Genomic DNA, 21,226 nt, shown 5'->3' on the forward strand with positions numbered 1-21,226 from the left:
GAAGGCCTCATTCGTCCGGCGCGTAGACCACCCCGAGCGTCACGCCCTCCAGCATCGGCCATATATCTTCCACGGTTTCAGGCACCCGCCCCGTCATCACCGCAGGGGCCATCCGCAGTGCTCCCAGCACCGGCTCCGCCCGCAGCTCGACCCGCACCCGCCCGACAGGATGGGGCAGGTCCGCCAGCAGCGCCGCCGCCGCCTGCCGCGCCTCGGCGTTCATCACCATCTCCGGCACCGTCGCGAGCGCCTCCAGCGCCTGCGCCCGCATCGCCTCGACCCGCTGCTCGGTCGGCACATCGCCCCCGCCACTCAGCAGCGCCGTGCCAAGGGGCAGCATGAAAATCTGCTCGAACAGCCCGTGGCTGACCATCTCCACCTCGGCCCGCGCCAGCCCCGTCTGCATCGCCGAAAGCTGCATCGCCATGGCATCGGTCAGGTCCAGCCCCTCCACCACGGCCGACATCCGCAGGCTGTTGTCCCAGGGAAAATCCGCAGAGGCGTCCTCGATCACCAGCCGCTTGCTGTCGCGCTCCCAATGCGCCCGCAGCACCAGCGCAATGCCGCCATCCGCCCGCATCTGCTCGCCCATCAGCCAGTCCACCGCCGGGTCCACGCCGGTGCGGTAGACCAAGTGCGCGCCCGCCACCTCGATCTCCAGCGCCTCAGGCGGCAGCCCGTGCTCCAGCCGCGCCGCCCCACCGATCCGCACCCGCGCCCGGTCCAGCCCGTAGTCCACGTAGGCGTCCGGCCCCGAGATCACGACCTGCTCGAACAGGCAGGCCCCCTCCTCCACACGGGCCGTGCCCGCCTCGATCGGCGCGCCCAGCCCGAGCATGTCCACCCGCGTCAGCAGGCTCTCGCATTGCGCCCTGTCCATGGTGTCGTAGCTCTGCGCCCCCGCCGCCGCCCCCGGCAGCAGCAGGCAGGCCAGCGCCAGCGCCCGGATCACGCGCCAGCGCCCGTCAGCGCCTCGGCAAACTCGCGCGGCTCGAAGGCATCGAGGTCGTCGATCTGCTCGCCCACGCCAATCGCATGGATCGGCAGGCCAAACTTGTCCGCCAGTGCCACCAGCACCCCGCCCTTGGCGGTGCCATCCAGCTTGGTCATCACCAACCCCGACACATCCGCCATCTTCTGAAACGTCTCAACCTGGCTCAGCGCGTTCTGCCCCGTGGTCGCATCGAGCACCAGCAGCGTGTTGTGCGGCGCGTCGGGGTCTTTCTTCTTGATAACACGAACAATCTTCGACAGCTCTTCCATCAGGTCGGCCCGGTTCTGCAACCGCCCGGCGGTGTCGATCATCAGCAGATCGGCCCCGTCGGCCTCGGCCTTCGTCATCGCGTCAAACGCCAGCGAGGCCGGGTCGCTCCCCTCGGGCGCCGTCATCACCGGCACGCCCGCGCGCTCGCCCCAAACCTGCAACTGCTCCACCGCCGCCGCGCGGAAGGTGTCGCCCGCGGCGATCACCACCGACTTGCCCGCCCCGCGAAACTGGCTCGCCAGCTTGCCGATCGTCGTGGTCTTGCCCGAGCCGTTCACCCCCACCACCAGCACCACCTGCGGGCGCGTGGGGTAGAGTGGCATCGGGCGCGCCACCGGCTCCATGATCCGGGTGATCTCGTCCGCGAGGAACTGCTTGATCTCGGCGGTCGACACCTTCCGCCCATAGCGCCCCTCGGCCATGTTCGCCGTCACCCGCATCGCCGTGTCCACGCCCATGTCGGAGGCAATAAGCAGCTCCTCGAGGCTCTCCAGCATGTCGTCGTCGAGCACCCGGCGCACCACCGCCGCATCGCTCCGCCCGAGCATCCGGCCGATGAACCCCGGCCGCTTCGCCGCTGCCTCCCCGGCACGCGGCACCGGCGGCACCGGGATCGGCGGCAGGTCGGGCTCGGGCTGCGGCACCTCCGGCTCGGGCAGGTCCGGCTCCGGAATTTCCGGCCCCGGCGCATCCGGTTCAGGCAGGTCGGGCTCGGGAATTTCCGGCCCGGGCTGCGGCGCCGGCGGTATCTCGGGCTCAGGCGTGGGCGAAGGCGGAATCTCCGGCCCCGGATCGGGCACCGGCGGCACCTCGGGTTCGGGCACCGGCGGCAGATCCGGCTCCGGCGCAGGCGGCACCTCCGGCTCGGGCCCCGGCCCCGGCCCCGGCTCAGAAGACGAGCCCGGCTCCGCGCCGACCCCTTCCGTCACCAGCGCCCCGGCCTCCACCGCCGCCACCTCCTCGACAGCCTCGACCTCGCCGCCATCGGCCACGATCGCCTCGAGCCCTTCGTCCAGCTTCGAACTGGACTTGAACAACTTGTCCTTCAGCTTCTTGAAAAACGCCATCAACGCCCCTCTTTCCAACCCCTACCGACCTAATCCCTCACCGCCCCGGATGGAAGAGCCCACCGCATCCGCCCCCCTCCATGCGCCCCGAACCCGGCCCTCCCCCTTCCCCCAGCCCACATACCTGCCCCCATTATCCACCTCAGCCACCCCTCCACCCCCTTTCAAGCTCCACCAGCCAGCCCCCAAGCCCCCACACGACAACCACACCACCCCACTCCCTTCCGCTCGCCCCCCAAGCGCACCCGCCCCAACCCATCCCCACCCCCAGTCCATTTTCTTGCCCCAAATACTCATCCCGAACCCCACACCATCCCGCACAAGCCGTTCAGGCGCCCCGCCCCCACACCCCACATCCACCCCCCCCATTCAGGCCCGAAACCCAAGCCACAGGCAGCGCGTGGCGGCGCGGGGTGGGCGGGTGGGAGCGCCGCCACGCGCTGCCGCCCGCCCGAAACGCGCCAATCCGCCCCCTTCCTTCCGCCACATCGCCCCCCTATCCTCGCCGCGAACCGGAGACCCCAGATGCCCCCCGCCGCCCTCTTCTGCGCCATCACCCTCGCCCCCGTCGCCCTGCTCGCGGCAGGCGGCACGCTGGGCGGGGCGTGGCTCATCGCCGCCGCCCTATACCTCACCCTCTTCTCCGCCCTGCTCGACCAGATCCTGCGCCGCGCGGGCGCCCGGCCCACCGCCACCGCCGCGCCCGGCAGCTGGGCCGATGCGCTCTGCGCCGCCCTCGCGCTGGCCCATTTCGCCCTGCTGGCCCTTGCCGTCGCCGCCGTCTCCGGCGCCACTGGCCTCGCCCCCTGGGAGCGCGCCATCGCCTTCCTCGCCTTCGGCCTGTTCTTCGGCCAGGTCTCCAACTCCAACGCCCACGAGCTGATCCACCGCGCCGCCCGCCCGCTCCGGGCGCTCGGCCGCTGGGTCTACATCTCGCTGCTCTTCGGCCACCACGCCTCGGCCCACCCCAAGGTGCACCACCGCTTCGTCGCCACCCCCGAAGACCCGAACTCCGCACGCCTGAACGAAAGCTACTACCGCTTCGCCGCCCGCGCCTGGCTCGGCAGCTTTCGCGCCGGGCTCACCGCCGAGCGCGAGATGATGGCGCGCGGCACCAAGCCCCGCTGGCAGAACCCCTACCTCGAGTACACCGCCGGCGCCGCAGCCCTGCTCGCCCTCTCCACCCTCGCCTTCGGCGCCGCCGGGCTGGCGGCCCATGTCGGGCTGGCCGCCTATGCCACGGCGCAACTGCTGATGTCGGATTACGTCCAGCACTACGGCCTCACCCGCAGCCGGCTGGCGAACGGCCGATACGAGCCGGTATCGGACGCCCACTCCTGGAACGCCCCCCACGTCTTCTCCTCGCTGATGATGCTCCACGCCCCGCGCCACTCCGACCATCACGCGCACCCCGCCACCCCCTACCCCTCCCTCATCCTGCCCTCGGGCGCACCGCTCCTGCCCGCGCCGCTCCCGGCCATGGCCACGCTGGCACTGCTGCCGCGCAGCTGGCGGCGGGTGATGAACCCCCGCGTTGCCCGCCTTCACGCCGGCGCGCCCAAGGATCAGGCATCCCCCGCCCCCGGCCCGGGCAAGATCGCGAGGGCGTGACAGCCCCGGCCTTCCCGCGCGCGGCCCCATCTGCCATGCTCCCCCCAATCCCGAGGCCACCCGGAGACCCCATGCGCCCCACCCTCCTCGCCGCCGCCCTCTGTGCCGCCACCCCTGCGCTCGCCGCCGAGCCGATGTCGGCCCCCGAGTTCGATGCCTATACCCAGGGCCGCACGCTCTATTACAACAACCACGGCACCGCCTACGGGGTGGAAGAATACCTCCCCGGCAACCGCGTCCGCTGGTCGTTTCTCGATGGCCAATGCAAGGAAGGCACCTGGTATCAACAGGAGCGGTTCATCTGCTTCGTCTACGAAGACCAGCCCGGCGCGCCGCAGTGCTGGACCTTCTGGAAGGAGCCGGGCGGGATGCGCGCCCTGTTCGAAGATGACCCCTCGGCCACCGAACTCTACGAGGTCACCGATGCCGACGAACCGATGCTCTGCCTCGGCCCCGACGTCGGGGTGTGAACGCCCGTTCAATTCGGGCGGCGGCGCGGGCGGAGAGCGAGGAGCGGGGGTTTCACACCCCCGCACCCCCGTGGAGATATTTTCAGCAAGAAAATGAACAGGTTGGCCGTCAGGCCGCAGGTTGTGCCACCTGGCTGGCCTCGAAGGCATCGAGGATCGCCGTCCAGCCCTTGACGTGCCCGTCGCGGGTGCCTTCGTCGGAGAACTTCACATGGGTCAGGGTGATCTCGGTGCCGCCCTCGACGGGTTTGAAGGTGAGGGTGACGGTGGTGCCCTCGTTCACGTGGCGGGAGTTCCAGGTAAAGACGATCTTCTCATGCGGCTTCAGCTCCAGGTATTCGCCCGCGTGATCCACGATCCCGCCCGGCGTGGGCATCGGGATGAAGAACGTGCCACCCACCCGCGCATCGGAGGTGACACCGGCGGCGGCAGCACCGTCGCAGTTGCAGAAGAAGCGCGCCATGCTCTCGGGCGTGATCCAGGCCGTGTAGAGCTGCTCGGCCGGGGCGGCGATGGTGCGGGTGGTGGTCAGGGAAATGTCAGTCATCTTGCGTTTCCTCGGGTTCAGGGTTCTGCGTCACGAGCCGATCCAGCGCTTCCAGCCTTTCGTCCCAGACCCAGCGCAGCTCCTTCAGCCAGCCGTCGAGCGCGGCGATGGGCTTCAGGTCGGCGGTCAGGAAATGCTCCCGCCACTGCGTCGTCCGAGACACGAGCCCCACCGCCTCCAGCACCTTGATGTGCTTGGACACCGCGTTGAGGCTCATCTCGAAATAGCCCGCCAGGTCGCCCACCCGCATCGTGCCCTCACGGGTCAGAAGCGTGAGGATCTGCCGACGGGTCGGGTCGGAGAGGGCTTTCAGGGTTTCGGAAAGCGTGGAATTGATTCGTTCAACCATGTGGTAGAATTAGCGCCAGTCGACGCATCATTCAACCGTTAAGTTGATCCAAAATTTCTCGCTTAGAACAGATCGCCCTGCTCGGGCGGGGCCTCCTTCGGCGCGGCCTTCCGCTTCGGCCCGGCGGCCCCGGCCACAACCCGCCCGTCGGCAAACTGAATCTCCAGCGGGCCCACCGCCGCCTTCGCCCGCGCCGCGCTCGTCACCAGCGCCTCGCCCTCGCGCACCACAGCAAAGCCGCGCTTCAGCGTCTCCTCGTAGCCCAGCGAGCCGAGCAGCCGCGACAGGCTCTCCAGCCGGCGCGCCCGCGCCTCGCCCTGCCCCCGCTGCGCCGCCTCCAGCCGGGCGCCCAGTGCCGCCACCCGCTCGCCGGCCCGCGCGGTGCGCTCGGTCACCAGCGCCGGGCGCAGCCGCTCGGCGCGGGCCGCAAGACGCTCCCGCGCGCGGGCCGCCATCCGCGTCAGCTCCGGCCCGAGCCGCCCGCCAAGCCGCGCCGCCCGCTCCCGCCGCTGGGCAATCCCGGCCCGCACCGCACCCGGGCGCAGGCCCGCCGCGGCCCCGGCCTGGGTGGCGCGCTTCTTCACCACCGCCGTGCGCAGCGCCGCCGGAAGCCGCTCGGCCCAGCCGTCGAGCCGCTGCTGGGCGCTGCCCAGCAGAACCTCGGGGCGCGGCAGGGCGCGGGCGAGGTCGGTCAGCCGCTGCCGCCGCCCGCGCACCGCCTCCGAGGCCCCCCGGCGCAGCCGCCCGCCAAAGCCGTCCACCGCTGCCATCAGCTCCAGCCGCACCGGCACCGCGATCTCGGCGGCCGCGGTCGGCGTCGGCGCGCGCCGGTCGGCGGCATGGTCGATGAGCGTGGTGTCGGTCTCATGCCCGACCGCCGAAATCAGCGGTATGTCCGAGGCCGCAGCGGCGCGCACCACCTCCTCCTCGTTGAACCCCCAGAGATCCTCGATCGAGCCCCCGCCCCGCGCCACGATGATCAGGTCGGGCCGCGGCAGCGCCCCCCCCGGCGTCATCGCGTTGAACCCCTCGATCGCCGCCGCCACCTGCGGCGCGCAGGCCTTGCCCTGCACCGCCACCGGCCAGACCAGCACCTTGCGCGGAAACCGCTCCCGCAGCCGATGCAGGATATCGCGGATCACCGCCCCCTGCGCGCTCGTCACCACCCCGATCACCTCGGGCAGAAACGGCAGCGCCCGCTTTCGCCCGGCATCAAATAGCCCCTCGGCGGCCAGCGCCTTGCGCCGCTTCTCCAGCATCGCCATCAGCGCGCCCACGCCCGCCACGGCAACCTCGGTCGCGTTCATCTGGTACTTGGACTGGCTCGGAAAGGTGGTCAGCTTGCCATAGGCCACCACCTCCATCCCCTCCTCGGGGATCACGCTGAGGCCCGCCACCTGCCCCTTCCAGCTGGTGCAAGCCAGCACCGAGCGGTCATCCTTGAGGTCGAAATACAAATGCCCCGAGCGCGCCCGCACCACGCGCCCGACCTCGCCCTTCACCCGCACATAGCCGAACTCGCCCTCCACCACGCGCTTCACCGCCCCCGAAAGCTCGGAAACGGTGAACTCCGGGGCATTGCCTCCCGGCGTCGGGTCGTCGATCAGGTCCATGTCGCGCCGCCCTTGCTGCTCTTGTGCTGCTCTGCGCACAACCTTAGAACGCCCCGGAACCAAGGCCAAGGGAGCGGCGCCCATGAACATCCTCATTCTCGGCAGCGGCGGGCGCGAACATTCCCTCGCCTGGGCGATCCAGCAGAACCCCAAATGCGACCGGCTCATCGTCGCGCCCGGCAACGCCGGCATCGAGGCGATGTGCGAGGTCGCCACGCTCGACATCGAGGACGGGCTGGCCGTGGCCGAGTTCTGCCACGAGAACACCGTCGATTTCGTGGTCATCGGCCCCGAGGCCCCGCTGGCCGCAGGCGTGGCCGACACCCTGCGCGAGGCCGGCATCCTCACCTTCGGCCCGTCCGCCGAGGCGGCGCGGCTGGAAGCCTCAAAGAAATTCACCAAGCAGGTCTGCGACGCCGCGCAGATCCCCACCGCCGGCTGGTGCTCCTTCACCTCCGCCGCGCCCGCACGCGACTACATCACCTCCGTGGGCGCCCCCAAGGTCATCAAGGCCGACGGTCTGGCCGCCGGCAAGGGCGTGGTCGTGGCGATGGACGAGGCCACCGCGCTCGCCGCCATCGACGACGTGTTCTCCGGCGCCTTCGGCGAGGCCGGGGCCGAGGTGGTGATCGAAGATTTCATGACCGGCGAGGAGGCCAGCTACTTCATCCTCTGCGACGGCAAGACCGTGCTGCCCATCGGCACCGCGCAGGACCACAAGCGCGTCGGCGAGGGCGACACCGGCCCCAACACCGGCGGCATGGGCGCCTACTCCCCCGCCCCGATCATGACCGATGAGGTCACGGCCAAGGCGCTTGAGCAAATCGTCAAACCCACCGTCACCGAAATGGCCCGCCGCGGCACCCCCTATCAGGGCGTCCTCTACGCCGGTCTAATGATCGAAGACGGCGAGCCCGCGCTGGTCGAGTACAACGCCCGCTTCGGCGATCCAGAGTGCCAGGTGCTGATGATGCGCCTCGGCGCGCAGGTGCTCGACCTGCTGCTCGCCTGCGCCGAAGAGCGGCTGGACGAAGCGCAGGTGAACTGGGCCGACGATCACGCCATGACCGTGGTGCTCGCCACCAAGGGCTATCCCGGCAGCTACGAGAAAGGCTCGGTGATCTCCGGGCTCGACGCCCTGCCCGAAAGCTCCACCCAGATGGTCTTCCACGCCGGCACCACCGCGGCAGGCGGCGCGATCACTGCCACCGGCGGGCGGGTGCTGAATGCCACCGCCCGCGGCGCCACCCTGCAAGAGGCCCGCGACCGCGCCTATGCCCTCACCGAGGCCGTCGACTGGCCCGAAGGCTTCTACCGGACAGACATCGGCTGGCGCGCCCTCTGAGGCGCCGCCCCTTTCCAACCCGTTACGCCACCGCGCCGCACATTTAACGCCAAACCCGGCGTTTCTGTGCAAAAACAGCGTATGCACGGGATGTGTACAGGATGTGCACGCAATGTGACTGGGGTATCATTTGCCGCAAGGCCCGTTTCGGGCCAAATCCTAACGGCAGGTGCGCGCCTCGGCAAAGCTCTCCGGCCCCTCGATCGCGCCCAGATCGCGGGCCACCAGAGTGCCCTCCACCAGCCGCACCCCGACCAACCGCTGCCAGCCCGGATCGGCCACCACCAGCTCCGGCCCGCCCCGGCAGTCCCGCAACCCGCCGTGAATGACCGGCTCGCCGAACCGGTGATTGGTCACGCCTGAAAGCTCCGCAACTTCAACCAGTTGCCCGCCATCCCAGCGCCAGACCCGCAGCACGCGGGCCAGGTGCGGGCGGTCGACATAGGCGATTTCAACAGCCCCGTCCCCATCCAGATCGCCCGCCCCCACCGGGGCCAGCCAACGGTTGCGCGTGCCGATGAAGGGCGTCGCCCCCAACCGCTCCAACCCGGTCTCGCCAATGCCCCAGACGGCCAGCCGCGCGCCCTGCGCGGCATGGCTCTCCACCACCACCACCTCCGGCTTGCCGTCGCCCGTGATGTCCCAGAGGCGGGGCGAAAGATCCTCAAAAACAAGCTCTTGCGGCAGGGTCGCCTGGTAGTTCGAAGACCCGGCACGGCACGGCATCTTCAGCTGCACCCCCACCACCAGCGCCCCCCACTCCTCGTCGTCGCCGAGCGCGCCATGCGGGTAGCGGGTGGTCGGCAGGGCGTAGTTTGCACCGCTGATCTGGTCCACGCATATCGGCCCGGGCCCGGCCGCAAAGGCGGGCGCCGCGACAAGCCACAGCGCGACCGCCCGCAGCATTTTACCAATCGTCAGGAATTTGCGCCAATCTCGCAGAAACCGGCGCATCGCCTCAGATCTGCTTTTCGGGCATCTGCACAACCAGGCCGTCCAGCTCGTCCGTCACCTTGATCTGGCAGGTCAGGCGCGAGCGCTCCGCATCGGGCTCGAAGGCGAAATCGAGCATGTCCTCTTCCATCGCCTCGCGGCCCGGAAGCTTCTCGACCCATTCGGGCGCAACATAGACATGGCAGGTCGAACAGGCGCAGGCCCCGCCGCAATCGGCATCAATGCCCGGAATGCCGTTGTCGCGCGCGCCTTCCATGACGGTCATGCCGGTGGCGACCTCGACTTCATGCTTGGTGCCGTTGTGCTCGATATAGGTGATCTTGGCCATGTGCCGCTCCGATTTGCCTGCTTTTGCCCATGTAGCGGATCATGCAGGGAGATTCCAGCATTGCCGAACCACCCGCGATGTTCTATATTTGTTCTCATGCCCCATTCCCCCGACTGGCCCCTCCCGCCCCGCGCCATCCCCGCCGCCCTGCTGAACCGCCCGCCCACCGGGGCGCGGGTCACCGTGGCCGGGCTGGTGCTGGTGCGCCAGAGGCCGGGCACCGCCAAGGGGGTGATCTTCGTGACGTTGGAGGATGAAACCGGCACCTGCAACGTGGTGGTCTGGGCCAAGACCTACGAGCGCTTCCGCCGCGCCGTGATCGCCGGGCGGCTGCTGCGGGTGACGGGGCGCATCCAGCGCGAGCAGGAGGTGGTGCATATCGTGGCCGAGCAGATCGAGGATATCTCCGCCCTGCTCGACACCCTGCTCACGCCGCCCGCCCCGCAACCCCCTGTTGCAAAAGGGGCGCAAGAGCCCGCCCCTCGCCCCGCCCTCCCCGCTCCCGGGCTATGAGCCACCCCGCTCCCGCGCTATTCTGAGCCCAACGCGGCCCGCAAGAGAGCCCAGAGCAGTGACACGACCCAACGCCAAACGCCGCCCCCACCGTGGCTTTCTCGGGGCCATCCTCGCCTGCGGGGCGCTTGGCCTGTCGGCCTGCGTGCAGCCCCCCGAGGTGCAGAAGCGCTCCGCCCCGCCCACCATCGTCACCACCCTCGAAGCCCCGCCCAGCGCCACCCCCGGCTCCTGCTGGGACAAGCAGACAACGCCCCCCGAGACAAAGACCGTGATCGAGCCGGTGCTGGTGCAACCCGCCCAGCTCACCGCCACGGGCGAGGTCATCTCGCCGCCGATCTACCGCCGCAAGCCGCAGGAATACGTGGTCAAACCCGCCGTCCATCGCTGGTTCGAAATCCCCTGCCCCGCCGAGCTGACGCCCGACTACATCTCCTCCGTCCAGCGCGCGCTCGCCGCCCGCGGCCACTACCAGGGCCCCGTCACCGGCCAGCTGGACACCCGCACCCGCCGCGCCATCCGCCGCTTTCAGCAGCCCCAGGGGCTCGACAGCGACACCCTCTCGCTCGCCGCCGCCCGCACCCTCGGCCTCGCCCCGGCCCTTCTGCCGCAGGCCGAAACCGCGCCCGAGGGTTGAAGCCGCCGCCCCTTCCTGCATATCTCCAAGGAGAACAACGCAGGAGCAGCCCGATGAAATCCCCCGCCTTCGACGCCGCCGCCGCCCCCTCCGGCGGCAAGAACCTCGGCGACCTCCCCGAGTGGGATCTCTCCGATCTCTACACCGCCGAAGACGCCCCCGAGCTGACCCGCGACCTCGAGTGGCTCGCCGGCGAATGCCCCGCCTTCGCAGAGGCTTACGAGGGCAAGCTCGACACGCTCACCCCCGCCCAGATGCTCGAAGTCGTCCACCGCTACGAGGCGATCGACCGCATCGCCGGGCGCATCATGTCGTTTGCCGGCCTGCGCTACTACCAGCTCACCGTCGATCCGGGCCGCGCCCAGTTCATGGGCAACATGCAGCAGCAGATCACCGACATCATGTCCTCGCTGGTCTTCTTCACCCTCGAGCTGAACCGCGTCCCCGACGCCACCTACGAGGCATGGTTCTCCGGCTCCGAAGAGCTCGCCCGCTACAAGCCCGTCTTCGACCGGATGCGCGCCCTCAAGCCCTACCAGCTCTCCGACGAGCTGGAGAAATTCCTGCACGATCAAAGCACTGTCGGCGCCGCCGCATGGAACCGCCTGTTCGATGAAACCGTCGCGGGCCTCGAGTTCGAGGTCAACGGCGATGTTCTCGGCATGGAAGGCATCGCCAACCTGCTCTCCGACCAGAACCGCGACACCCGCGAGGCCGCCGCCCGCGAAATCGCCTCCGTCCTGACCGACAACCTCTCCATCTTCTCCCGCGTCCACAACACGCTGGCCAAGGAAAAGGCCATCGAGGACAAGTGGCGCAAGATGCCCACGCCCCAGACCGGCCGGCACCTCTCCAACCACGTCGAACCCGAGGTGGTGGAGGCCCTGCGCAACGCCGTCGTCGCAGCCTACCCCCGCCTCTCGCACCGCTACTACGAGCTGAAGCGCGGCTGGCTCGGCCTCGACAAGATGCAGGTCTGGGACCGCAACGCGCCCCTGCCGATGGAAAGCGAAAAGGTCGTCAACTGGGACGAGGCCAAATCCACCGTGCTCGACGCCTACGCCGGTTTCGCCCCCGAAATGGCCGAGATCGCCAAGCCCTTCTTCGAGAAAGGCTGGATCGACGCCGAGGTGAAGCCCGGCAAGGCCCCCGGCGCCTTCGCCCACCCCACCGTCACCGACGTGCACCCCTACGTGATGCTGAACTACCTCGGCAAACCGCGCGACGTGATGACACTGGCCCACGAGCTCGGCCACGGCGTCCATCAGGTGCTCGCCGCCGAACAGGGCGAACTGCTCTCCAGCACCCCCCTGACCCTCGCCGAAACCGCCAGCGTCTTCGGCGAAATGCTCACCTTCCGCAAACTCCTCGCGGCGGCCAAGGATGACGCCGAGCGAAAGGTCATGCTCGCCGGCAAGGTGGAAGACATGATCAACACCGTCGTCCGCCAGATCGCCTTCTACGACTTCGAATGCAAACTCCACGCCGCCCGCGCCGAAGGCGAGCTGACCCCCGACCAGATCAACGAGATCTGGATGTCGGTGCAGGGCGAAAGCCTCGGCCCGGCCTTCGAGTTCATGGACGGCTACGAGACCTTCTGGGCCTACATCCCCCACTTCGTCCACTCGCCCTTCTACGTCTACGCCTACGCCTTCGGCGACGGGCTCGTGAACGCCCTCTATGCCGCCTACGAGGAAGGCGACGCCGACTTCCAGGCCAAGTATTTCGACATGCTCAAGGCCGGCGGCTCCAAGCACCACAAGGAACTCCTCGCCCCCTTCGGCCTCGACGCCTCCGACCCGGCCTTCTGGGACAAGGGCCTGTCGATGATCGAAGGCTTCATCGACGAGCTGGAGGCGATGGAGGGCTGATGCCCTACCGCCTAGGCCGCCTGATCGACCACATCGGCCTCCGGGTGAGCGACTACCCCGCCGCCCGGAGCCTCTGGCTCGCGCTCTTCGACGCCCTCGGCCTGGCTGCCGAGGTGGAGGAAGACCCCGACAACGGCCTCAACCTCGACGAGCTCTACATCGGCCCCGCCCGCCCCGGCGGCCCGGTCACCCGCGACCTTCACATCTGCCTCCAGGCGCCAGACCGCGAGACCGTCCAGCGCGCCCACGCCGCCGCCCTCGCCGCAGGCGGGCGCGACAACGGCGCCCCCGGCCTGCGTGCCTATCACCCCGGCTACTACGCCGCCTTCCTGCTCGACCCGGATGGCAACAACATCGAGATCAAATGCGACGAACGGGCCGGGACCCGATCCGCCAGCCACATCGACATCACACCCTGACGCGCCCTGCGGGACGGCGGGTGGGGCGATGCGCGCCAGCGCGAGCGTCACCCGCCGCGCCTACTCTACCGAAATCTCCGTTTCCACCACCCCCGTCACCATCCGGCAGGTCTCCGGATCGACCGCCGAGGAGATGATCGGCTTGCGGCACAGCTCCGCCTCGAAGGTCGCCACCAGCCGCCCGTAGCCGCCCCAGACCTCCAGCTCCACCACGTCCACCACCGCCGCCCGCCGCGCCCCCCGGCTGGTCCAGAACGGGCCGCCCATGCCCTCCGGCACATGGATCACATCCACCGACAGCGGCACCGCGCCCGGCGCATAGGCCCCGACCCAGCGCACCTCGAGGCTGAACACGTCGCGCACGCTGAACCGCGGCTCCGGGTGCCCCTGCACCCGCAACTCCGTCAGCCGCGGCCCGCGCAGAAGGCTCGCCGTCGCCACCCGCGCCCCGCCCTGCTCCATGGAGATCGTGTGCCAGCCCCGCGCCACCCCATCGACATAGGCCGTGATCCGCCCCAACCCCTCGGCAGCGGCAGGCATGGGCAGCGCCGCCAGTAGCACCGCCAGCGCGAAAGGCATAAAGCACTTCATCCCTCCAGCTTGCCCGCTCCCCCGGCAACAGGTCAAACACAGGAGGTGGGTGAAACCCGCCACCGCCGCCCTATTTACAATTTGAGAAGGTTTGGAGCCTAACATGAAGATCACGCGCGCAGCAGAACAACCCTCGGGCACCGGCCCGGCAGAGCACTTCACCGGCGCCGTCCGCCAGGACAATCGCCACAGCCCCGAAGACGGCACCTCGGCAGGTGCCGTGATCGTCACCTTCGAGCCCGGCGCCCGCACCGCCTGGCACACCCACCCGCGCGGCCAACTGCTGATCGTCACCGCCGGCCTCGGCTGGGTCCAGCGCGAGGGCGGCCCGAAAGAAGAGATCGCAGCGGGCGACAAGGTCTGGTTCGCGCCCGGCGAAAAGCACTGGCACGGCGCCCGCGACAGTCACGCCCTGACCCATGTGGCGGTCCACGAGGTGGTCAACGGCTCCAACGTCGACTGGATGGAGCATGTGAGCGACGCCGACTACCTCGGTTAAGGGCGCGCAAGCTCCAGCGGCGGGTCTACCGGCGCGCGCCAGAGCCGCGCCCGCAGCGCGTTTTCGCGCAGCAGCCGCCGGTTCAGCTCCGCCACCCCGAGGCGGGCGGCAAGCGTCGGCTCCGCGCTCCTCAGAGAGCGCCCCAACCCGGCGCGGCTCTCCGCAAGCTGAAAGCCCATCAGCTCCAGCACGGTCGGAAACACGTCGATCATCGCCCCCGGCGCGCTGACCCGGCCCGGCGACAGATCGCCGCCCAGCACGATCATCGTATTGCGCCGCTCCAGTGCCTCCAGCGCCGCATAGGTGTTTACGGTCGGGTGGGCGAGATGATCGGAAAGCAGCACCACCAGCGTGTCGCCCGCCGCGATCAAGTCATTGAGAGAATTCACGAAATCCCGCGCCAACCCGGCCGTGCAGGCGACCGCGAGCAGCATGTCCTCGGCCTCCGCCCCCTGCCCCGGCTCCCGGCATTCCGGCGCCAGGTAGCCCTTCGGCCCATGCGGCCCCATGGTCTCCACCACCACCGCAAAAGGCGTGCCCGCTTCGTGGAGTGCCGCGATCCGCTCCCGCGCGGCATCGAACACCACATCGTCCTGCACCCCCCAATCGGTCAGCTCGCCCCCCGCCCGTGGCGCGAGGTCATCGAGCCCGATCACCTCGTCAAACCCGTGAGTGAGAAACAGCAGGTCGATCCCGGCAAAGCCCGGGTCCGAATTCACCACGTAGCTCTGTCGATAGCCCTGCGCCGCCAGCAGGTCGCCAAGGCAGGTGGCTCCGGGCAGAAACGCGCCGCCCGTCGGCGGCCGGTTGCGCCGCATCAATCCCTGCGGAAACAGCGGCACCCCGCAGAGCGACGCCGCCAGCCCGCCCGCGCTGTAATCGGTCATGGCGATCTGGTCGATGTTGTCAAAGACCAGCCCGCGCGCCCCCAGCGCCGCCAAGGGCGCATAGGCCACACCGAACTGGGCATCGCCATAGGTCTGCTCGAGGCTCTCGAGATAGACGATCACGAGGTTCATCCGCCGCGCAGGCACGCCCGTGACCTGCGGCGCCCGGTACTCCGCAACGATCTCCTCCGCGCCGAACTGCGCGGATGTCCGGTACACCGCATAGGCCGCGATCGGGTTCACCAGCACCAGCCCCACCGCCGCCGCCAGGCTCACCGATCCGCCCCACCGCCGCGCCGCGATGCACCGCAAGAGTGCATGGGCCGGGATCGCCCAGAGCAGCACACCCGCGCCCGCCATCAGCATCTCGCCGCCGAACGATCCGGTGCCAAGGCCAAGCTGCATATGGGTCAGCGCGGCGGAAATGTTTGCCTCTCCAAAGACTTGCCGCATCGCAAGCGCAGGTGCCAGGGCGGCAAAGGCGAGCCAGTAGAGCGTGGTTGCGAGGCGCCCCGCGCCCTTGGGCGCAGCCGGCCCCTGCCACAGAGACAGGCCGTAGAGCAGGCTGGCAACGGCGGTGCCCCACAGCAGATCGGCCCGCACCGTCGCGGCGCCCCTGGCGATCCCCACGGCGCAGATCAGCAGCGCGAGACCGGCGAAAACCTGGTCTGCGCGCAGGCGCAATCCGTCAGCCCCGCCCGCCCTTGGCATAGACCGCATCAATCAGCGCCTGCGTGCCCTTCGCATCCTCGAGGCTCCACGGATAGGCCGCCCCCTCGCGCACCGTCCGCCCGAAGTTCTCCACCTGCAGCACGTATTGGTTGACCCCCGGAAACCGCTCGACCCGCCGCCCCATGTCCTGCTGGTGCAGTTCCACCTCGGCCTGATCGAACACGTTGGCATTGAACGGCGCGGTCAGCCGGATCACCCCCTCGGTGCCGTGAAAGCTCATATGCTGCCAGGGGTGCATCCGCATCGAGTTGATCCAATGCGCCGTGCAGGAGGGAAACCGCGCCGCGACGCGGGCCACCACGTCCACCCCGGCCTCGAAATCGAGGTCGGCATGTGTGATCTCCTCGGGCTCCTCGCCCAGCATCCAACGTGTTGAACCGTATGTGTAAACCCCGATATCCGGGATGCCCCCGCCGCCCTTGGAGGCGTCATTGCGGATGTTGCCCATGTCCGGGTTGTAGTAGGTAAACACACCATCCACATGCACCAGCTCGCCAATCGCGCCATCCGCCAGCATCGCCTTGGCGCGCTGCCATTGCGGGTGGTGCACGATCATGTAGGCCTCGGTGGCGTGCAGCCCGGTCTCGTCGCGCTTGGCGATCAGCGCGTCGATCTCGCCCGCACGCATGGCAATGGGCTTCTCGGTCAGCACATGCTTGCCCGCCTCCATCGCCTTCAGCGTCCACTCAACGTGCAGATGGTTCGGCAGCGGCACATAGACCGCGTCGATCCCGGGGTCCGCCAGCAGCGCTTCGTAGCTGTCATGCACTTTCAGCCCGGGGCAGAAGGCCTTGAACGGAAGCGCCTTTTCGGCGCTCGACGTGGCCAGCGCCACCAGCTCCGCGCCCTCGGCGGCATGGATCGCGCGGCCCATGTGCTGCAAGGCGAAGTTTGCCGCGCCGAGAATGCCCCAGCGGATTGGTTCAACTGTCATGGTCTGTCTCCCGGTGTCCCTGTTAGCGCCAACGCTAACGGCCCGCCGGGGTGCCCGCAACCTAGCCCTGCTTTTCCAGCACCAGCCAGGTCATCATGCTCATCGGAGGCAGGCTGTCGCGCTCCACCTCGACAAGCCCGGCCGCACCCAGCACCCGCGAAATCGGGAAGTCCGAGTGCCAGCCCAGCAGGCTTTCCAGCGGCGCCGCAGCCCGCTCGATAAAGCCCCGCACGCCCCTGTCGGCGGCAAAATGGTTGACGATCAGCGCCTGCCCGCCCGGCTTGAGCACCCGCGATATCTCGCGCATCACCCGCTCGGGCTCGGGCACCACCGAGAGCACATGCATCGCGGCGACAAAGTCGAACCGCGCTTCGGGAAAATCCAGCTCGCGGGCATCCATCTGGCGCAATTCGGCCACCTGCGCCAGGCCGTCCTCGGCCACCCGCTTGCGCGCCTTGGCCAGCATTTCGGGCGAAAAGTCGATGCCCGTCACCTGCACCCCCGGCCCGTAGAGCGGCAGCGCCAGCCCGGTGCCCACGCCCACCTCCAGAACCTCGCCGCCGCGCTCTGTCACATGGCTCGTCGCCCGCTTGCGGCCGGCGTTGGTGACGGCCCCGAAGGTGCTGTCATAGACCGGTGCCCAGCGTTTGTAAGAGTTTGAAACGGCTTCAATCTTCATTGTTAACGCCCCCCTTGGCGTGATGGCGCGCACCCCATGCGACCAGAACGATATAGCCGAACTGTGCAATCGACATGACAATCCAGGGCCAGGTCGAGGCGACGGCGGCAAAGGCCACCAGCCCGACGATCAGGAACCGCGCGCTGTCGCGCGGCACACGCACCGATTTGAGCGACGGCGTGGGCAGGCGCGAGATCATCAGAAGGCCCACGATCACCAGCCAGATCGCCACCGCCCCTGCCGGCATGGGCAGGCCCGGAAAGTTCTGCACCAGCGCAAAGGGCGCCAGCGCCAGCAGCGCCCCGCCCGGGGCCGGAACGCCGGTGAAGGTGCCCGGTTTCGGGCGGTCATCATCGGCCTCTTCCCGCGCCGTCACGTTGAACCGCGCAAGGCGCAGCACGGCGCAGACCGCGTAGATCAGCACCGCGATCCAGCTCAGGCGCGAGGTGTTGTCGAGGCTCCAGAGGTAGAGCAGAAAGCCCGGAACCACGCCGAAGTTTACGAAATCGGCAAGGCTGTCGAGCTCGGCGCCGATCTTGGATTCCGACTTCAGCAGCCGGGCCAGCGGGCCATCGAGCCCGTCCAGAAGGGCGGCCAGCAGGATCATCAGCACCGCCGCCTCGAAGCGGTCATGCAACGCAAGCCGCAGCCCGGTCAGCCCGGCGCAGATGGCCCCGATGGTGACGATATTCGGCAGCAGGTGCAAAACCGGCAATCGGCTGGCACGGCGACGAATTCTGGGGGGACGGGCCATTGGCTCAGTCGGCCCTCGCCGGTCGCGGGTTGGCCTGTCCGAGGTCGGCCAGAACGCTCTCGCCCGCAATCATCGTCTGCCCCACGGCCACAAGCGGGGCCACGCCTTCGGGCAGGTAGGTATCGAGCCGCGAGCCGAAGCGGATCAGGCCGAAGCGCTCGCCCCGTTGCAGCACCGAGCCCTCTTCGGTCAGCGGCACGATGCGGCGCGCCACCAGGCCGGCGATCTGGGTGACCACGAGGTCGCGGCCATCGTCCATCTCGATCAGCAGGGAGTTGCGCTCGTTGTCCTCGCTGGCCTTGTCGAGCTCGGCCGAAAGGAACTTGCCCGGCTTGTAGGCCATCTTCGCCACCCGTCCGGGCACCGGCGCCCGGTTCACGTGACAGTTGAAGACCGACATGAAAACGCTTACGCGCAAACGCTTTTCCTCGCCCAAGCCCAGTTCGGGCGGCGGGGCGGCCATTTCGATCAGGCTCACGATCCCGTCGGCCGGGCTCACGATGAGCCCCTCGCCGAGCGGCACGTGGCGCACCGGGTCTCGGAAGAAATAGTAGCACCAGACGGTCAGGCCCAGCCCGATCCAGCCCAGCGGCGCCCAGATGAAGAACAGAAGCAGCGTCAGCACCGCGAAGACACCGACAAAGCGCCAGCCCTCACGGTGCATGGGCTTGATGAACGTTTCGTGCAGTTTCACGCGTTTCCCCCTCGGCTGATGAAGGGTCTACCGGCAGCGGCCACGGGGTTCAAGCGCGGCTCAGCAACCCCCGCTCCTTGGCAAGGTCCTGCATGCGTTTCTGCAGCTTCTCGAAGGCCCGCACTTCGATCTGGCGAATGCGCTCCCGGCTGACGTCATACTGCCCCGAAAGCTCCTCGAGGGTCAGCGGCTGCTCCTGCAGGCGGCGCTGCATCAGGATCTCGCGCTCGCGGTCGTTGAGCACGTCCATGGCCTCGGCCATCAGCTCGCGGCGCACCTCAAGTTCGTTTTCCTCGGCGTAGCTGCCGGCCTGGTCTGCGGTTTCGTCTTCCAGCCAGTCCTGCCATTGGGCCGAGCTGCCGTCTTCCGAGCCGATCGTGGCGTTCAGGGAGGCATCCCCGCCCGAGAGGCGGCGGTTCATCGAGATCACCTCCTCCTCGGTCACGTTGAGCTGGGTGGCGATCTTTTCCACGTTCTCGGGGCGCAGATCCCCCTCTTCGAGGGCGCCGATCTTGTTCTTGGCCTTGCGAAGGTTGAAGAAAAGTTTCTTCTGGGCGCTCGTCGTTCCCATTTTCACAAGCGACCATGATCTAAGAATGTATTCCTGGATCGAGGCGCGGATCCACCACATGGCGTAGGTGGCGAGGCGGAAGCCCTTTTCGGGGTCGAAGCGTTTGACCGCCTGCATCAGGCCCACGTTGGCCTCCGAGATCACTTCGGCCTGGGGCAGCCCGTAGCCGCGGTAGCCCATGGCGATCTTGGCGGCGAGGCGCAGGTGGGAGGTCACGAGCTGGTGCGCCGAAGAGCTGTCTTCGTCTTCGACCCAGCGCTTGGCCAGCATGTACTCCTCTTCAGGCTCCAGCATCGGAAAGGTGCGGATTTCCTGAAGGTAACGATTGAGCCCCTGCTCGGGAGAGGGGGCCGGAAGCCGGGTGTAATTGCTCATGCTGGTCCCTTGTTGCGTTTGTTTTCAGTGCCTTGCCGAAGCCAGGCGCTTCGGATGTTGAAGCCGATATAAGCACTGAACCGATCGGTTCAAGTATTGCGAGGCGGTTAATCCGGCGTTTCCGGGTGTGTTAAAGCCACCTTAAGCCGACGTCGGGTAAACAAAAGGTAAAAACCCCGTCACCTTCCGCCGGTCTTCAACGCCTCCAACAGACCGGCCATATCGTCCGGCAGCGGCGCCTCAAAATCCATCTCCTCGCCCGTCACCGGATGGGCAAAGCCCAGCGAGGCCGCGTGGAGCGCTTGGCGCGCAAACCCCCGCGCCGCCTCGGCCCCGGCCACGCCCACCAGCTTTTCCGACAGTTTGCGCCGCCCGCCATAGACCGGATCGCCGATCAGCCCATGCCCGATGTGGGACATATGGGCACGGATCTGATGCGTGCGCCCGGTTTCCAGCCGGCATTCCACCAGCGCCGCAACCTCCTGAAACCGCTCGATAACGCGCACCCGTGTAATGGCGTGGCGTCCGCCGGTGAAGCACACCGCCTGGCGCTGCCGGTCGGTCTTGTGGCGCGCCAGCTGGGTGGTGATGCGCAGCGTGCCGTCGGGCTCGAAATGGGTGCCCTTGATACCCCGCAGGCGCGGGTCCGCCGCCTCGGGCACACCGTAGCAGATCGCTCGGTAATGCCGCCGTGCGGTGTGGGCCTCGAATTGCGCCGCCAGCCCGTGATGCGCCCCGTCAGACTTGGCCACAACCAGCAACCCGCTGGTATCCTTGTCAATTCGGTGCACGATCCCGGGCCGCTTCTCGCCACCGATGCCCGACAGCTCGCCGCCGAAGTGGTGCAGCAGCGCATTCACCAGCGTGCCCCCGGGGCTGCCGGGCGCCGGGTGCACCACCATGCCTGCGGGCTTGTTGACCACCACGAGGTCGTCGTCCTCATAGGCAATGTCGAGCGGGATGGGCTCGGCCAGGGTTTCCACCTCGGTCGCCTCGGGCACCGTGATGTCCACGCTGTCGCCCTCCGCCACCTTGGCCCGCGCATCCGTCACCACCGCACCGTTCACCTTCACCGCGCCCTCCGCCAACAGGCGCACCAGCCGCGACCGGCTCAGGTTGGCCTCGGCTGGCACATCCCGCGAAAGCGCCTTATCAAGGCGCGGCGGCGGCGTGGGGCCGAAAGTGAAAGTCACAAGAGAGGTGGCCATGGCAGCTCCGGAAAATGGCGAAATGCCGGTGGACCTGAAGTGGCTCAAACGGCTGGTGACGGTGCTCACGCTCACCATGATCGCAGGTATCGGCGTGATCGCGGTCCTGCTTATCATCCGCCTTTCCGGCCCGCAAAGCCCAACCCTGCCAGAAAGCATCACCCTGCCCGAAGGCACCACAGCGCAGGCCTTCACCGCCACCTCCGCGTGGTACGCGGTGGTGACGGGGGATGACCGCATCCTGATCTACCGCCACAACGGAACCCTGCTGCAGGAAATCACGATAACGCCCTGAGGCCCGCCGCTGGCGGCCC

24 protein-coding genes are annotated in these 21,226 nt (G+C 68.6%); 9 read left to right on the forward strand and 15 right to left on the reverse strand.

Annotation, left to right across the window (positions count from 1 at the left end; all coding sequences use genetic code 11):
• Positions 1–7: 7 nt before the first annotated feature.
• On the reverse strand, positions 8–952 hold the full coding sequence (locus tag GTH22_RS08565) for a hypothetical protein (protein WP_252944764.1): 945 nt from the start codon (positions 950–952) through the stop codon (positions 8–10).
• Positions 949–2,331, reverse strand: coding sequence for a signal recognition particle-docking protein FtsY (ftsY, locus tag GTH22_RS08570; protein WP_252944766.1), 1,383 nt, complete (start codon positions 2,329–2,331; stop codon positions 949–951). Before ftsY ends, GTH22_RS08565 begins: the two co-directional genes overlap by 4 nt.
• A gap of 525 nt (positions 2,332–2,856) precedes the next feature.
• Here ftsY and GTH22_RS08575 point away from each other — a divergent pair.
• Both GTH22_RS08575 and GTH22_RS08580 read left to right on the forward strand, forming a co-directional pair.
• Complete coding sequence (locus GTH22_RS08575) at positions 2,857–3,942, forward strand: alkane 1-monooxygenase (RefSeq protein ID WP_252944768.1); 1,086 nt, start codon at positions 2,857–2,859, stop codon at positions 3,940–3,942.
• Positions 3,943–4,013: 71 nt separating this feature from the next.
• The gene (locus tag GTH22_RS08580; protein WP_252944769.1) at positions 4,014–4,412 is read left to right on the forward strand and encodes a hypothetical protein; all 399 of its coding nucleotides are present in this window, start codon (positions 4,014–4,016) and stop codon (positions 4,410–4,412) included.
• Between the two features lie 109 nt (positions 4,413–4,521).
• On the opposite strand, the gene GTH22_RS08585 is transcribed toward GTH22_RS08580, so the two are convergent.
• From GTH22_RS08585 to xseA, 3 genes are all read right to left on the reverse strand, one after another.
• Positions 4,522–4,959 carry an SRPBCC domain-containing protein gene (locus GTH22_RS08585; protein ID WP_252944771.1) on the reverse strand — a complete coding sequence of 146 codons (438 nt, stop codon included), beginning with the start codon at positions 4,957–4,959 and terminating at the stop codon, positions 4,522–4,524.
• Complete coding sequence (locus GTH22_RS08590) at positions 4,952–5,308, reverse strand: helix-turn-helix transcriptional regulator (protein ID WP_252944773.1); 357 nt, start codon at positions 5,306–5,308, stop codon at positions 4,952–4,954. The genes GTH22_RS08585 and GTH22_RS08590 overlap by 8 nt, the downstream gene beginning before the upstream one ends.
• A gap of 62 nt (positions 5,309–5,370) precedes the next feature.
• Positions 5,371–6,921 carry an exodeoxyribonuclease VII large subunit gene (gene xseA, locus GTH22_RS08595; RefSeq protein ID WP_252944775.1) on the reverse strand — a complete coding sequence of 517 codons (1,551 nt, stop codon included), beginning with the start codon at positions 6,919–6,921 and terminating at the stop codon, positions 5,371–5,373.
• A gap of 82 nt (positions 6,922–7,003) precedes the next feature.
• On the opposite strand from xseA, the gene purD reads away from it, so the two are divergent.
• A complete protein-coding gene (purD, locus tag GTH22_RS08600; RefSeq protein WP_252944776.1) occupies positions 7,004–8,266 on the forward strand; it encodes a phosphoribosylamine--glycine ligase in 1,263 nt (420 codons plus the stop codon).
• 159 nt (positions 8,267–8,425) lie between these two features.
• On the opposite strand, the gene GTH22_RS08605 is transcribed toward purD, so the two are convergent.
• Both GTH22_RS08605 and GTH22_RS08610 read right to left on the reverse strand, forming a co-directional pair.
• Positions 8,426–9,103, reverse strand: coding sequence for an FG-GAP-like repeat-containing protein (locus GTH22_RS08605; RefSeq protein WP_252944778.1), 678 nt, complete (start codon positions 9,101–9,103; stop codon positions 8,426–8,428).
• A gap of 121 nt (positions 9,104–9,224) precedes the next feature.
• A complete protein-coding gene (locus tag GTH22_RS08610) occupies positions 9,225–9,548 on the reverse strand; it encodes a 2Fe-2S iron-sulfur cluster-binding protein (RefSeq protein ID WP_252944780.1) in 324 nt (107 codons plus the stop codon).
• Between the two features lie 96 nt (positions 9,549–9,644).
• Here GTH22_RS08610 and GTH22_RS08615 point away from each other — a divergent pair, with 96 nt between their 5' ends.
• Genes GTH22_RS08615 through GTH22_RS08630 form a run of 4 tightly spaced genes read left to right on the forward strand, consistent with a single transcriptional unit; the run spans position 9,645 to position 12,988 of the window.
• Entirely contained in the window at positions 9,645–10,061 is a 417-nt protein-coding gene (locus GTH22_RS08615) for an OB-fold nucleic acid binding domain-containing protein (protein ID WP_252944782.1), read from the forward strand.
• A 58-nt stretch (positions 10,062–10,119) separates the two neighbouring features.
• A complete protein-coding gene (locus GTH22_RS08620; protein WP_252944784.1) occupies positions 10,120–10,698 on the forward strand; it encodes a peptidoglycan-binding protein in 579 nt (192 codons plus the stop codon).
• 53 nt (positions 10,699–10,751) lie between these two features.
• Complete coding sequence (locus GTH22_RS08625; protein ID WP_252944786.1) at positions 10,752–12,569, forward strand: M3 family oligoendopeptidase; 1,818 nt, start codon at positions 10,752–10,754, stop codon at positions 12,567–12,569.
• Positions 12,569–12,988, forward strand: a complete 420-nt coding sequence (locus tag GTH22_RS08630; protein ID WP_252944788.1) for a VOC family protein — start codon at positions 12,569–12,571, stop codon at positions 12,986–12,988. Before GTH22_RS08625 ends, GTH22_RS08630 begins: the two co-directional genes overlap by 1 nt.
• Before the next feature lie 60 nt (positions 12,989–13,048).
• On the opposite strand, the gene GTH22_RS08635 is transcribed toward GTH22_RS08630, so the two are convergent.
• Positions 13,049–13,579 carry a hypothetical protein gene (locus tag GTH22_RS08635; protein ID WP_252944789.1) on the reverse strand — a complete coding sequence of 177 codons (531 nt, stop codon included), beginning with the start codon at positions 13,577–13,579 and terminating at the stop codon, positions 13,049–13,051.
• Positions 13,580–13,682: 103 nt separating this feature from the next.
• Between GTH22_RS08635 and GTH22_RS08640 the strand changes: the two genes are divergently transcribed.
• A complete protein-coding gene (locus GTH22_RS08640) occupies positions 13,683–14,078 on the forward strand; it encodes a cupin domain-containing protein (RefSeq protein ID WP_252944791.1) in 396 nt (131 codons plus the stop codon).
• On the opposite strand, the gene GTH22_RS08645 is transcribed toward GTH22_RS08640, so the two are convergent.
• The 7 genes from GTH22_RS08645 to GTH22_RS08675 all read right to left on the reverse strand — a co-directional run bounded on the left by GTH22_RS08645 (position 14,075) and on the right by GTH22_RS08675 (position 20,912).
• Entirely contained in the window at positions 14,075–15,649 is a 1,575-nt protein-coding gene (locus GTH22_RS08645; RefSeq protein ID WP_252944792.1) for a sulfatase-like hydrolase/transferase, read from the reverse strand. The genes GTH22_RS08640 and GTH22_RS08645 overlap by 4 nt on opposite strands.
• A gap of 4 nt (positions 15,650–15,653) precedes the next feature.
• Positions 15,654–16,631, reverse strand: coding sequence for a Gfo/Idh/MocA family protein (locus GTH22_RS08650; protein ID WP_252944793.1), 978 nt, complete (start codon positions 16,629–16,631; stop codon positions 15,654–15,656).
• A gap of 61 nt (positions 16,632–16,692) precedes the next feature.
• On the reverse strand, positions 16,693–17,310 hold the full coding sequence (locus GTH22_RS08655; RefSeq protein ID WP_252944794.1) for a class I SAM-dependent methyltransferase: 618 nt from the start codon (positions 17,308–17,310) through the stop codon (positions 16,693–16,695).
• Positions 17,300–18,025 (reverse strand): CDP-diacylglycerol--serine O-phosphatidyltransferase, encoded by a 726-nt coding sequence (gene pssA / locus GTH22_RS08660; RefSeq protein ID WP_252944795.1) that lies wholly within the window; start codon positions 18,023–18,025, stop codon positions 17,300–17,302. The genes GTH22_RS08655 and pssA overlap by 11 nt, the downstream gene beginning before the upstream one ends.
• Before the next feature lie 43 nt (positions 18,026–18,068).
• On the reverse strand, positions 18,069–18,758 hold the full coding sequence (locus GTH22_RS08665) for a phosphatidylserine decarboxylase (RefSeq protein WP_252944796.1): 690 nt from the start codon (positions 18,756–18,758) through the stop codon (positions 18,069–18,071).
• A gap of 49 nt (positions 18,759–18,807) precedes the next feature.
• Complete coding sequence (gene rpoH / locus GTH22_RS08670) at positions 18,808–19,704, reverse strand: RNA polymerase sigma factor RpoH (protein WP_252944797.1); 897 nt, start codon at positions 19,702–19,704, stop codon at positions 18,808–18,810.
• Between the two features lie 179 nt (positions 19,705–19,883).
• The gene (locus tag GTH22_RS08675; RefSeq protein WP_252944798.1) at positions 19,884–20,912 is read right to left on the reverse strand and encodes an RluA family pseudouridine synthase; all 1,029 of its coding nucleotides are present in this window, start codon (positions 20,910–20,912) and stop codon (positions 19,884–19,886) included.
• Between GTH22_RS08675 and GTH22_RS08680 the strand changes: the two genes are divergently transcribed.
• Positions 20,911–21,207 (forward strand): DUF6476 family protein, encoded by a 297-nt coding sequence (locus GTH22_RS08680; RefSeq protein WP_252944799.1) that lies wholly within the window; start codon positions 20,911–20,913, stop codon positions 21,205–21,207. The two genes, GTH22_RS08675 and GTH22_RS08680, sit on opposite strands and share 2 nt — an antisense overlap.
• Positions 21,208–21,226 lie beyond the last annotated feature (19 nt).

The organism is Oceanicola sp. 502str15, from assembly GCF_024105635.1.
Lineage (GTDB): Bacteria > Pseudomonadota > Alphaproteobacteria > Rhodobacterales > Rhodobacteraceae > Vannielia.